At 65.3% G+C, this 13142-nt stretch carries 11 protein-coding genes; 2 read left to right on the top strand and 9 right to left on the bottom strand.

The features are described from left to right. The coding region (locus AC6RA4_RS16575; RefSeq protein ID WP_500162217.1) for a DUF4214 domain-containing protein at positions 1-2176 on the bottom strand (2176 nt) is incomplete at its 3' end. 544 nt (positions 2177-2720) lie between these two features. On the opposite strand from AC6RA4_RS16575, the gene AC6RA4_RS16570 reads away from it, so the two are divergent. Continuing rightward, positions 2721-5177: a DUF4214 domain-containing protein gene (locus AC6RA4_RS16570; protein ID WP_500162215.1), complete on the top strand. Its 2457-nt coding sequence runs from the start codon at positions 2721-2723 to the stop codon at positions 5175-5177. Between the two features lie 224 nt (positions 5178-5401). On the opposite strand, the gene AC6RA4_RS16565 is transcribed toward AC6RA4_RS16570, so the two are convergent. The 8 genes from AC6RA4_RS16565 to AC6RA4_RS16530 form a co-directional block, all read right to left on the bottom strand. Then, on the bottom strand, positions 5402-6517 hold the full coding sequence (locus tag AC6RA4_RS16565) for an FAD-dependent oxidoreductase (RefSeq protein WP_500162213.1): 1116 nt from the start codon (positions 6515-6517) through the stop codon (positions 5402-5404). A gap of 30 nt (positions 6518-6547) precedes the next feature. Then, positions 6548-7246 (bottom strand): metal-dependent hydrolase, encoded by a 699-nt coding sequence (locus AC6RA4_RS16560; RefSeq protein WP_500162211.1) that lies wholly within the window; start codon positions 7244-7246, stop codon positions 6548-6550. Between the two features lie 35 nt (positions 7247-7281). Then, on the bottom strand, positions 7282-8070 hold the full coding sequence (locus AC6RA4_RS16555; RefSeq protein WP_500162209.1) for an amino acid ABC transporter ATP-binding protein: 789 nt from the start codon (positions 8068-8070) through the stop codon (positions 7282-7284). Between the two features lie 3 nt (positions 8071-8073). After that, positions 8074-8748, bottom strand: coding sequence for an amino acid ABC transporter permease (locus AC6RA4_RS16550; protein ID WP_500162207.1), 675 nt, complete (start codon positions 8746-8748; stop codon positions 8074-8076). Then, positions 8748-9428: an amino acid ABC transporter permease gene (locus tag AC6RA4_RS16545; protein WP_500162205.1), complete on the bottom strand. Its 681-nt coding sequence runs from the start codon at positions 9426-9428 to the stop codon at positions 8748-8750. The genes AC6RA4_RS16550 and AC6RA4_RS16545 overlap by 1 nt, the downstream gene beginning before the upstream one ends. Positions 9429-9513: 85 nt before the next feature. Continuing rightward, entirely contained in the window at positions 9514-10362 is an 849-nt protein-coding gene (locus AC6RA4_RS16540) for a transporter substrate-binding domain-containing protein (protein WP_500162203.1), read from the bottom strand. A 50-nt stretch (positions 10363-10412) separates the two neighbouring features. Next, positions 10413-11255, bottom strand: coding sequence for an alpha/beta fold hydrolase (locus tag AC6RA4_RS16535; protein ID WP_500162201.1), 843 nt, complete (start codon positions 11253-11255; stop codon positions 10413-10415). Next, complete coding sequence (locus tag AC6RA4_RS16530) at positions 11227-11829, bottom strand: amino acid synthesis family protein (RefSeq protein WP_500162199.1); 603 nt, start codon at positions 11827-11829, stop codon at positions 11227-11229. Before AC6RA4_RS16530 ends, AC6RA4_RS16535 begins: the two co-directional genes overlap by 29 nt. A 232-nt stretch (positions 11830-12061) precedes the next feature. Between AC6RA4_RS16530 and AC6RA4_RS16525 the strand changes: the two genes are divergently transcribed. Beyond that, entirely contained in the window at positions 12062-12745 is a 684-nt protein-coding gene (locus AC6RA4_RS16525) for a GntR family transcriptional regulator (protein ID WP_500162197.1), read from the top strand. Positions 12746-13142 lie beyond the last annotated feature (397 nt).

Here is a 13142-nt window from a genome sequence, read left to right as displayed (position 1 = left end):
CATCGAAGGTGTCGCCCTCGACCGACCGCATGAAGGTCATGAAGGCCTCTTCGGTGTTGGCGACAAATTCGGGTGCTTGCGCGAAGCCCTGAACCACCGCGGCGCGGCTCATGCCGTCCTCGAGCCTCTGCGTCCAGTTCGAAAGCCCGGTGGCATCCGGCGCGCGGCCCAGCACGTTCTGGTAGAGCTGCGTGACAAAGGCCTCGTTGTCGAGCGCGCCATAGGTGCTCTGGAACTCGGGCGAGGCGACAAAGCCGTTGGCGACCGTCACGTAGGCGGTGCCATTCTCGAGACGGGTCGCCCAGTTCTCGAGCCCGGTCAGGTCGGGCGCGCGGTCGAGCGTTGCCTGGTAGAGGCGGAACGCGTCGTCGAGCCTGTCGGCGATGTCAATCTCGGCGGCGACATAGGCGCTGGCGGCGTCGTTGGTGTTGGTCTTGAACTCACCGCTTTCCGAGAAGCCGCGCACCACCTCGGCGCGCGACATGCCGTCCTCCAGACGCCCGACCCAGTTGCCAAGGCCTGTCGCATCGGGCGCGCGCCCGAGCACGTTCTGATAGAGCAGGCTGACAAAGGCGGTGTTGTCGAGCGCACCGTAGGTGGCCTGGAATTCCGGGCTGCCCACGAAGCCCTCGATCACCTCGAGCAGTGTCCGCTCGCCGCTCTGAAGCCGCTCGCTCCAGTTGCCATAGCCGGTGCTGTCGGGGAAGCGCGCGAGCGTGGCCTGGAACACCCGGAAGATCTTGGCCCCGGTCGCGCTCGAGACATCCGCAACCTCGCCGCCGATCAGCAGGTCGTCGCCGGCGTCACCGGTCAGGGCGTCGGCACCGGGACCACCGATGACGGTGTCATCGCCGCGGGCGCCGGTCAGCGTGTCATTGCCCGCCAGCCCGCTGATCAGGTCGTCGGTGTCCTCGCCGATGATCGCTTCGGAGGCGGCGGTCCCGATGAAGGTGTTTGTCTCGGCCGGGGGCGGCCCGCTGGGCGGCTCGCCGTCGACGGAAAAGCGCCGCGCGACAAAGTCGAGGCCGGGGTTCTCGGCAGAGGTGTTGACTTCGGTCCAGGCGATCAGGACCTCGCCCGACGCGGTTTCGGTGACCACCGGTTCAAGGCTGGCCCCGGCGCTGGTGTCGACACGGACCTCTCCGCCCACCGGCACGAGATCGGCGTCGAAGAACCGCGCCATGACCGAGGTCGAAGCCTCTTCGGTGTGGGTCCAGACCGCAACCAGCCCGCCCGAGGACAAGCCCTCGATCTCGAGGGCGAAATTCCTGCTGTTGTAGGGGGTTTCATTGATCCCAACGTACCGCCCGAGCGCGCCTTCGGGCAACAGATCCTCATCATTGGCATCGCGGGCGAACATGTAGATTTCGACATCTTCAGCACCATCCGGCCGGACCGTGCCCGCCATCACGTAGCTGCCATCGGCCAGCGTCGTCGAGGTCAGGGTGCTCGCTCGGAGTTCGTTCGGATTGTTGCCCACGAGCTCGGTCGCGAAGGCGTTCTCGCCGTCCAGCGCTTCGGTTGCGCCAGTCGTGGCGAAGGTCTGCATGTGGTCGAACACGCGGTATTGGTTGGCGCCGATGCTGATCCATTCGTACTCGTTGGCGGAATAGGCCGGATCGTAGAGCACCGCTTCGGGGCCGATCGGCTGACCGGTCGCGGAGAACCGCTGCCCCATGACATCGGTGCCGCCATGGCCATCGTCTGTCCACGTGGCGATGAAGCCGCCATCGGGGGTGGCGACGGTCCGGCTGTATCTCTGACTGCCCATGGGGGTCGCGTCGAGGGCGATTTCGCTCCCGACAGGGGCACCGGATGGGGAGAAGATCTGGGCACGCACGTCCTGTTCCCAGACCACGTCAGCGTCGGTGCCGGTCCAGGATATCACGAAGTTTCCATTGCTCAGCGTCGTGACCTGCGGGTCGAGGTCGAGGCCGGCTTCGGTGGTGTTCACCTGAAACGGGCGGCCAATCGGGTTGCCGTTCGCATCGAGCATCCAGGCTGCGATGACATTGCTGCTCCCGTCCGTGAAGCCCGGCAGGGGGTTGAATATGCTGGTGCCGGTCTCGCTCCAGGTCAGGACCATGTTGCCGTTGGCGAGGGTCGTGATCTCTGCGCCCAAGCCGCCATAGAATCCAAGGCGGCCGATGTCGAAAACGTCTGTACTAGGTGTCATGTAAATAAACATTCAATTGGTGATAAGCCGGGCGACACTCGTTCAACTCTGAGGCATCCGTCAAGATTTCTGATTAACTTCAGAGCATTTTCTGCCTCAGCGTGTACGCCTCCCCGGTGAGGCGGCAAGCCATCGAAGCTCAGCCTCACGCGTGGCGAGCGAGAATGGTGTCTTCGGCGGCCTCAGCCGTGAGGCTCTCGCGCAACTGCGTCGCTGACATTGCTGAAGCCGGTGCGTGTCGAATGGTTGCCGCCGCTGGCCGATCGGCGCCCATCCCCGGTAAGCATCGCGTCGCGATAGCCGTCCCGGTCCGGGCCACCGGCATCGTCTGATCGCCCGCTCCGCAGCTGAGGCATAACCGACACAGGCGCTTCACGCCTTCCCCGCCCGGTAACGTTCCTGTTGAAAACGTGCATAATTTATTCACGTTCTGGGGCGCATCGGCCCGCCCGGGCCCGCATCGATCAACGCGAAAAACACAGCTTAACTGGATTTCTTTACGTCGTCGTCCGTTCGACAGTCCAAGACCACTGCAGGTACCATTATGCTCATCACCTTGTCCGGAGAGCCACGCTTCTTCTTTCAGTACGCATTTCTCAGCAACTGGACCGCCGCCGGCGTCGATCTCGATCTGATCTCGGCCAGCGCCCTCCGGGTCGAGGTCAGCAACCCGGAGACCAACTACCGCACCGTTCTGATCGGGACCGGGCTGCGCGCCTCCTATGACGATGCCGAGATCAGCGGCACGGTGAGCGCGATGGAGTTCTACGACCGGGGCGGCAATCTGGTTGCGACCATCACTGACATCGACTGGGGCCTGCAAGAGCTGATCTCTGCTCTGGACGACTGGCAGTCGGGTCTCGAGGACCGCTTGATCGTCGAGCTGCTGCAGCGGAACGGCGAGATCACTGTCGACGCGACCGCGTCCACAGGATTGGTGGGCGTGTCTCCGATCTTCCTCGGCTACGGTATCGATCTCGGCTCGGTGCCGGTCACGGTGATCGGCAGCGACCAGGACGACGATTTCATGACCGGCGCCGGCATGGACTGGATCGCGACCGGCGACGGCGACGATTACATCGATCCCGGCGACAGCGACGGCGAGGATACGGTCGACCCCGGGCTCGGCGACGACACCGTCGATGCCGGCTCGATGGAATACGGTTATCTCTACATCGATCACGCCGACATGGTGGCCTCTGGCGATGGCATGCGCTTCGACATCGACGGCCACAACGACACCGCCCTGATCACCAAGACCGGCGGCCATGGCACCACCGAGATCCTGAGTGTCGTCTCGGCCATGGAGGCCGACGGGCTGGCGCTGTCGGGCACCGCCTCGGACGACACGTTCAACGCCACGGTCAGCGATGACGGCTGGCTGGCGCTGACCGGCGGGCGCGGCAACGACAGCTTCGTTCTGGGCGAGTCCGATGGCACCGTGCGGCTCGACTACAAGACCGACAATTCCGGCAACAGCCCGACCCGCGGCATCGTCATCGACATGACCGCCGGCATCGTCTCGGAGGACGGCTTCGGCGGTCGCGACACGATCACCACCGCCGCGCCCTATGCCGACGAGGTGACCGGCGCGCTCTACTTCCCGGGCGAGATCGAGATCCGCGGCACCGCCCATGCGGACAGCATGACCGGCAGCGCCCGCGACGAGCGCTTCGCGACCCTGGGCGGCAACGACACCGTCATCGGCGGAGACGGCTGGGACATGCTGCGCTTCGATCAGAGCGGCATGACCGGTGCGGTCGCCGTCGATCTCGCCGCCGGCACAGCGATGGGCAGCTGGGAGGGCACCGGTTTCCTGCAGACCGTCTCCGGCATCGAGGAACTGCGCGGCACCCGCGAATTCGGCGACAAACTCTCGGGCAGCGACGGCGCCGAGAGCTTCTTTGGCCGCGGCGGCGATGACGCGATCTTCGGAGACGGGTTCGACGCGACCTATGCGATGGACGAGGCTGCCACCGTCTACAGGCTTTATCAGGCGACGCTTGATCGTGCGCCCGATGCGACGGGGCTGACGAACTGGAGCGAACGTCTGTTCACTGGGGAGCGGAGCCTGCAGCAGGTCGCCAGCGGTTTCGTCAACAGTCAGGAGTTCCAGAACACCTACGGCGCGCTCAGCAACCAGGCTTTCGTCGGGCTGCTCTACGAGAACGTGCTGGGCCGCGAAGCGGATGCCACCGGTCTCGCCAACTGGACCGCGCGTCTCGACGCCGGGATGAGCCGGGCGCAGGTGGTTCTGGGCTTCTCGCAGAGTGCCGAGTTCACCGAGGCCACCGCCTCCGAGGCCCGCTCGTTTGCCAATGCCAGCTCGCAGGCCGGGTGGGGCGACGATGTCTACCGGATCTATCAGGCGACGCTCGACCGGGCTCCGGATGTGACCGGCTTCAGCAATTGGTCCGCAAGGCTGGCGGATGGCCGGGAACTCGAGTCGGTGATCGACGGCTTCGTGAACAGCGCCGAGTTCCAGGCCACCTATGGGGCGCTGGACAATCAGGGGTTCGTCAGCCTGCTCTACAGCAACGTGCTGGGCCGCGAAGCCGACGCCACCGGCCTCGCCAACTGGACCGCGCGGCTCGACGCCGGAATGAGCCGGGCCGAGGTGGTGCGCGGCTTCGCCCAGAGCGCAGAGTTCGTCGCCGCTACAGCCGAGGCGTTCAAGGCCTGGATGCGTGGCATCGAGCATAGCGCGGGCGATCCGTTTCACGACTGGCTCAGCGGTGAGAGCGGCGATAACGCGCTGGCCGGCGGTCTGTTCGCCGATGTGTTCGATTTCGAACAGGCGGACGGCGGCAGCCATCTGGTGTTGGATCTCGAGCCCTGGGACTACGTGGCGCTCGAGGACTTCGGCTATACCGACGCGGAGCAGGCGCTCGCGAAGATGAGCCAGGTCGGAAGTAACGTTGTCTTTGTGGACCAGGGTGTCGAGATCACGTTCGTGGATACGCGTCTGGCCGATGTCAGCGAAGACATGATCCTGCTCTAAGGGCTTAAGTCCGGCATCCGGGCTCGGAAGCTTGGAGGCTGGGAGGCTTGGACGCGGACGTCGAAACTCAGCGGTAAGAGCAGGCCGAGCACTCGAAACAGGGCGGAGAATTCGGCCGAGCTGATCGCGTGGTCCGCGGTCGGCCTGCGATCCAAGCCGCCCCGGTCTCGTGGGACTGTCCGTCTGGAGACACTATGGCGTCGCGACCGGGGAGCGGCCTCCCTTTATGAGGCCAGACGCACCCGGTCGGCGACCCGCACCCGGCCGCCGAACACCGCTCCGATGGCCCAAAGCGCGGGGCGCCGCAGTGGCATGAGCGGCGCGGGCCATCCGGTCGTGATCTGATCGAGCCGGCGCGACCAATCCTGCGTCCTGTCCGAGATCCAGCGCTGCTGCGCTTCCCACGCGGCCAGCGCAGTGGGAATATCCGGCTCCCGCTCGAGCGTTGCTGCCAGCGCATAGGCGTTGGTGATCGAAAGGCCAGCCCCCTGCGCAAGCGTCGGCGGCAGGCCATGGGCGGCATCGCCAATCACCGCTGCGGCGCCCGTGTGCCAGTGCCGTGCCCTGGCGAGGCTGTAGCCGTGACGGACCGCGGCGTCGGGATCGGTCACGCGCTCGAAGAACCAGTCGCAGCCCGGAAAGGCTTCGGTCCAGATCTTCACATCCAGCGGCACCTGCGCGGCGAGATCGTCATTGGGGCAGCTCAGATAGGCATACATCTGGTCCGGGCCGCAGGGGGCGATGCCGATGCGGCGGCGCCCCGACCAGTATTCCTGCATCACCGGCCGGTCGCGGTTCTTGTCGCGAGGCACGAGGATCCGCGTCGCCCCGGAGCTGCGGTCTTCGTATAGCATGTCGAGCCCGAGCTTGCCGCGCAGCGCCGAGCGCACGCCGTCTGCGGCCACCACGAGGTCGGCCTCGAAGCGCTGGCCATCCTCGCCGATCAGGGCCCCCGACGGGTCGATCCCGGCAATCCGGGATTGGGTCACGATCTCGGCCCCGGCCTCGCGTGCGATGTCGGCGAGCCGCCGGATCAGGTCCGGGCGTGGCAGAACCACCCATTCGGTTTCGGGGGTGAAGCGGGTGCGCTGGATCAGCGTGCCATCCCTGGTTACCCGTTCCGAGCCGGTGAGCGTGACGCTGTCCTGCAGGATCCGGTCCTCAAGGCCGTGATGCGCGAAGATCGAGGTGCTGTTTCGCATCAGGTAGATGCCGGCGCCGACCTCACGGATCTCCTCGCCGCGCTCGTGGAGGCGCACGCGCCAGCCACGATCCGCAAGCGCCCAGGCCAGCGACAGCCCCGCGATGCCGCCTCCGGCGATTTCTGCTGTTCTCGACATGATGTGAAGCTTCCTTCGACTGGTTCGGGATCAGAGTGTGAGCGTCACACCCGGCGCGGGCGCCGCGACCTCAACGCCGCTGCCCTCCATCGCGGCGATGAACCCGGAGGCGTCGGGGGCAACCAGCGGGAAGGTGGCGTAATGCATCGGCACCACCGTCTCGAATTCGAAGAAGCGCCGGGCGGCGAGGGCCGCGCCGGCCGCGTCCATGGTGAAGCGGTCTCCGATCGGGAGCAGGCCGATCTTCGGGGCATAGAATTCGTGAATCAGCGCCATGTCGGAGAACACCCCGGTGTCGCCCGCATTGTAGAGCGTGGCCTCGCTCTCGGAGCGCAGCACCATGCCGGTGGGATTGCCGAGATAAACGATGCCGCTTTCGGTGGTGACCGAGGACGAATGCGTCGCGTCGGTGAAGCTCACCCGGAAGCCGCCGCAATCGACTGTACCGCCGATATTGCCCGGGTTGACGGTTTCGGCCCCCTGCATCGACAGGAAGCCGCAGATTTCCGGCGTCGAAACCAGCATGGCGCCGGTCTCACGGCAGATCGCGGCAGTGTCACCGATGTGATCTTCGTGTCCATGGGTCAGCAGCACGTGGGTGCAGCCGGCGATGGCGTCGGCGTAATCGCCGGGGAAGAGCGGGTTTCCGTTCAGGAACGGGTCCATCAGGATCACCGCGCCGGCATATTCGAGACGAAAGGCGGAATGTCCAAGCCAGGTCAGTTTCATGGTCTCTCCGTTGCTTTGATAGGGGCGCGACCGGCTCAGGGCCGGTCGGCGGGCGGCAGGCTGAACTCGCCGTGCCGGTTGACGAATTCGCGTGTGCGGTCACGCTTGGGATGGCGCAGGACTTCTTCCGGGGTTCCCTGCTCGTAGATGGCGCCGTCGCTCAGGAAGAGCACGCGATCGGCGACATGGTAAGCGAAGCCAAGCTCGTGGGTGACGATCACCATGGTCATGCCTTCGTCGCGCAGGGCGCGCATCGCGCGCAGCACCTCGCCCACGAGTTCCGGATCGAGCGCTGAGGTCGCCTCGTCGAGGAGCAGCATCTGGGGCTCCATCGCCAGCGCACGGGCGATGGCGACGCGTTGCTGCTGCCCGCCGGAGAGGCCGGACGGGTATGCGTCGGCGCGGTGGGACAGGCCCATCTGCTCAAGCAGCGCGTGGCCGCGCGCCTCGGCCTCGGGGCGGCTGCGATGCAGCACGGCGCGTTGTCCCTCGACGATATTCTCGAGCGCTGTCATGTGCGGGAACAGGTTGAATTGCTGGAACACCATTCCGACCCGGGCGCGCAGCGCACGCAGTTCGCGCTCCGAGTATTTGCGCCCCTTGCCCGAGGGCGTTCCGAGTGTTTCGCCGCGAAAGGTGACGGTGCCGGTGGTCGGCAGTTCGAGGAAATTGATGCAGCGCAGCAGCGTGCTCTTGCCCGAGCCGCTCGCGCCGAGGAGCACGACGGTCTCGCCAGGCGACACGGACAGGTCGATGCCCTTGAGGACCTCCGCCCGGCCGAAGCTCTTGTGCAGGTCGTGGATGGTGAGAAGCGGATCGGACATGACTTATGCTTTCCTTGCCAGCCGCGTCTCGAGCCGCCGCAGGCCCCAGGTCGCGGGGATGACGATGGCGGCGAAGATGACGGCGACGGTCGAGAAGACCTCGACGGGGTTGAACCAGGTGTTCGAGACCTGCTGCGCGGAATAGACCAACTCGGGATAGGCGATGATGGCGCCGAGCGAGGTGAGCTTGAAAAGCTCGATCCAGCGGTTGGTGAAGGCGGGCAGCATGTTGCGCAGCGCCTGCGGCAGGATCACTCTGCGCAGCCGCCAGCCGCGGGACAGGCCAAGCGCCTCGGCCGCCTCCCACTGGCCGCGCGGCACGCCTTGCAGCCCGGCCCGCACGATCTCGGCCGAGAAGGCACCCGAGTTGAGCGACAGGCCGAGCGCGGCGGCGGTGAAGGCGCTGACCTCCAGCCCGGTGAGGATCGGGAGGGCGAAGTAGAACCAAAGGATCTGCACGAGCACCGGGGTGTTCCGGAACAGCTCGACAAATGTTGTGGCGGCAAGCCGCAGGGCGCGTCCGCCGGAATATCGCATGATCCCGAAGACCACGCCCAGCGTCAGGCTGCAGACGAGGGCGACTGCGGCGAGCTTGAAGGTTTGCACCAGGCCTCGGCAGAGGAAGATCAGCGTGTCGGTGCTGATGCCGCGGGGCAGGATTGCATCGAGCCAGTCCATCAGTGCACCCGGATCGCGCCGGAGCGCGCCATGTGTCTCTCGAGCATGTGGGTGAGGCGGCTGCACAGGAAGATCAGCAGAAAGAACATCAGGGCCACCACGGTGAACGCCTCGAGCGTGCGGTAGGTGCGGAAGGAGATGTCCTGCGCCGCAAACAGAAGATCGGTATAGGAGATCGCCGAGGCGATGGTCGAGGTCTTGAGCAGTTCGATGGCGCGCTCGAGGAAGATCGGGAGGTTGCGCTGCAGCACCTGCGGGAGGATCACGCGGGTCATTGTGCGTGCGGGGCTCAGGCCGATGGCTTTGGCGGCCTCCCACTGGCCGCGCGGAACGGCCAGGATGCCGCCACGGAAGACCTCGGCGATAAAGGCGCATGCGACCAGAGAGAGCGCCACGACGGACGCCTCGAACGGCGTCATGCGCAGGCCGGTCAGGCGCGGCATGGCAAAGAAGAACCAGTAGAGCTGCACCAGAGGCGGCAGGGCGCGGAAGACCTCGACGAAGCACGCCGCGCAGGCGCGCAGCGGCCAGATCCGCGACAGCCGCAGCAGCGCCAGAAGCAGGCCTCCTGCGAGGCCGATGGTCAGCGCGATGACGGTGACCAGCAGGGTGTTGCCAAGGCCATGCGCCAGGAGCCCGGCATTCGAGGCGAGGAAAGAGAAGTTCCAGTCGTAGGTCATGATCCGATCCGGTCGTGGGCGGGCGCGAAGGGGAGGGCCCGCAGGCGGTGCCGCAGGACGCGGCACCGCGATCTTTCAGAGGGCCTTACTGGGCGGTCCAGGCTTCACGCTGGATCCCGGGAATTCCACCGGCATCGATGCCACGGGTGCCGAGAAATTCGGCATACCATTCCTGCGATTTGCCGGTGGTGTAGAAGTAGTTGTTTGCCACGGAGAGATAGTCGCGGAACGTCTTGTCAGCCTCGCGGCGCACCGCGACGTCGGAGCTGTCGATGTGATAGGGCGCGGGGATCACGATCTTGCCTTCGCCGATGCGGTCATACATGACCGCCAACGTCGGGTGATACAGCATCACGGCGTCTGCACCGCCGTTCTGGAACGCGGCAACCTGTTCGGCGTAGGAGGGGAAGCGCTGGACCTGCGCCTTGTCGAGATAGGTCGACACGAACTGATCCTCGGAGGCGCCGTGCGGCACTGCGATGGTCAGGTCGGCCGAGTTGGCGTCCTGCCAGGTCTCGACATCGATGCCGTCGCGCACCAGGAGGGCGAGTCCGGAATAGGCCAGCGGCGAGTTGGCGTAATCCACTGTCATCGCACGGGCCGGGGTGATGTTAAGCAACGGCATCATGTCGATCTTGTCGGATTGCAGCGCCGCGATTGCGGTGCCCCAGGTGACTTCGACAAGCTCGAGCTCGACCTCCATCGCTGCGGCGAGCGCCCGGGCATAGGAGGGGCCGATGCCGGTCCACTCTCCCGACATCGTATCCTTGAAGAACCAAGGTTCGGCTTGGGCCACGCCGACACGCAGCGTCTTGCTGTCCTGAATGTTGCTCCAGGTGCTGGCGTCCTGTGCGGCGGCGGTGGTTGCGGTCGCGCCTGCGGCAAGGCCAATGGCAAGGCAAGCGCCCCGGATCGTCTGAAGAATCTGTTTCATGAGAGTTCCCTGTTGGTTCGTCGTCGTTCTTCGTTCGCCCGCGATGCGGGTCATCCTGCCGGTCGGTCCGTCACGTGAAGGGCGCGTGCGGTGTCCGGCACATCCTGCCGGCGCTCTGCCAGCCAGATTTGCAGTTCCCGATTGACCGCTTCCGGGTCTGTCAGGCTTGTCATGTGGCGCGCGCCGGGGATCACCACGGCGCGGGCGCCGGGGATGCCTTCGGCCATGCGCCGGGTCATCTCGGGGTTCGAGTTGCGGTCAAGCTCGCCCGTCAGGACAAGCGCAGGGCAACGGATGCGCGGTAGGGCGTCGGCGTAGACCGCATCGCCGGTCGAGAAGGCGGTATAGGCCTGCCGGTAGCCGTCGGGGTTCACGTCCGCCAGCCAGCCGCGCACCTGGAGCCGCAAGGCGGGATGTTCGCCGGGATAAAACCATCTGTCGAGCGTCGCCTCGGGATCGTCGTCGCCGTATTCGAGTGCGGCCGCACGGGACCGGACAGCCTCCGCCGCCGCCGGATCTCGTCGGTAGACCGCGTTCAGGAGGCAGATCCGGTCGACGAGGTGCGGAAACTCCACCGCGAGCCCGAGCACGATCAGCGCACCCATCGAGTGCCCGGCCAAGGCCACGGGTCCGATCTCTAGCGCCTCGATGAACCGTGCCGCCCAAGCGACATAGTCGGGCAGGCGTGGCGCGCCCTCGAGCGCGTCGCTGCTTCCGTGCCCCGCCATGTCCGGGGCAATGATCCGGGCATGTGGCGCCAGCCTGTCGTATTGGGGGGCCCAGGTCTCGGCGCGCATGCCGACGCCATGAAACAGAAGCAGGGGTGGCCCGTCTCCGGCTTCGAGATACCGGACCGTCCGCCCGTCAGACGCCCGCAGGGTTTTCGAGATCATGTCCGAGCTCCTTCAGGTCCTGATAGCGGTCTCCGATGCGATGGTGCGGGCGGCCCCCGATGGAGGCGCCGAGCGCCACGACGATCTCGTCGGGGGCCGGGGCATCGGGGATTGCAATCTGGATGGTGAGGTAATGCGACCGCCGGCCCGCATCGGTCTTGTCCATCAGCGGGATCATTACGGGCGCGTTGGCGCCGCCACGGGTATTGCAGAAGGAGAGGTAGCTCTTCGCTCCCACGGCGTCGCGGTAGTGGTTGCCGAAGCGCAGCGTGTGAATGAGGGCAGAGCCATGCTCGACTTCGCCATTGACGCCGACCACTGCGGACTTGCCGTAGCCCTCGACCCGGTCGCCGCCGCCCGCGGCTTCGATGATCATGCGGGTCAGAAGGGCCCCCAGCTCCGGCGCAATGGCGGTGATCTCGGGCTTGAGGTCCTCGACGAAACCGCGCCCGGCCCAGGGGTTGGCGATGACCGCTGCGGCGGCAATCAGGCGGAGAGGCGTCTCGGCGCTGCGGCCGCCCTCGATCAGTGTGGTCTCTTCATGGAGAAGGGTTTTTCTCAGCACGAGCTGCACGGCAGTGTCCTCATATCATCTTCTCATATGTTGGTATACCATGAGATCATATGTCAATCTTGCATTGCTCGGCCCCTCCATCTATCGGTAGTTTCGAAGTGCCGGGGCGACCGGATGTTCTTGGGAAGACCAATCGGAGGAGCATCGAATGCTGCAATGCAAATGGGCGTGATGCTGGTAGTGCGTTGAATAAAATGCATTATTTTTCTAAAGCGAGATGCGGGGATGGAAGATGGTAGACGTGCCGACAGGAAGCCTAAGGATTGAGCAGCCGCCCCAGACGCTGCGAACGCTCGCGACAGAACGGCTACGAGAAGCGATCTTCAGTGGCTACTTCAAGTCCGGTGCCCGGCTGGTCGAGCGCACGCTTTGCGATGAGCTCGGAGTGTCCCGGTCGGTCATCCGCGAGAGCCTGCGCTACCTCGAAGCGGAGGGGTTGGTCGAATTCATCCCGAACAAAGGGCCCGTTGTCGCAGCGCTCGACTGGCCGCTGGCGAGCCAGATCTACAAGGTTCGTCTGCTTCTCGAATCCGATGCCGCACGTGATTGTGCCCGGGTTGCCGATGGCGCTGTGAAAGCCTCCCTGACGGAGGCGCTCGACGTGCTCTCGAAGGCATATTCAGGGGACAGTTCACGGCAGCTCTACGATGCCTCGAGCGGATTCTATCAGAAGATCTTCGAGGCGGCCGGCCACGACGTCGCCTGGGATGTCGTCAAGCGTCTGAACGGGCGCATCAGCCGCCTGCGGGCGCTGACCCTCTCCACGGAGGACCGGCACGCCTCGGGCTTTGCGCGGATGAAACAGATCCACGACGCCATCTTGGCCAATGATCCCGATGCGGCGGCCCAGGCGGTTCTCGAGCATATCGAAGAGGTAAGCGAGATCGTCCGCCAGAAGCTTGAGGAAGCCGGGTAAGAACGACGTTCGCAGTGGTGAGGGCGGGTAGCCCACAGCGCGACAAGGCGTAAACCTCCTTGGGTTGAGCGCATATGGCGGCGAGATGCCCTCGGCCTTTGCTGGACGACAATTTTTTCGCAAAGACCTTGGGAGAGAAGCGTGACGCGGGTCGACACAAACGCTTTGAGGAGCACGCTGCCTTCTCGGAATCGATTCTCGGCACCTGGACGCATCAATGTGCCCTCGCTCCCTATAAGATCCGGTAGTTGAGGTGCATGTCAGATTTGTGGCGGTCGGACGCAATATCCGCGCGCGCGTCCTCGCCCACCGTGTTTTCACGCGCTACGTGCGGTCACGATTGAGATCTCGAAGCTGACCGGCATGGCATTGAGTTTGCTGGGGAGCCGGTTGCCTG

The sequence above is a fragment of the Salipiger sp. genome, from assembly GCF_059781815.1.
The sequence above is the reverse complement of the archived record's forward strand: the minus strand, read 5'-3'. Positions and strand labels throughout refer to the sequence as shown.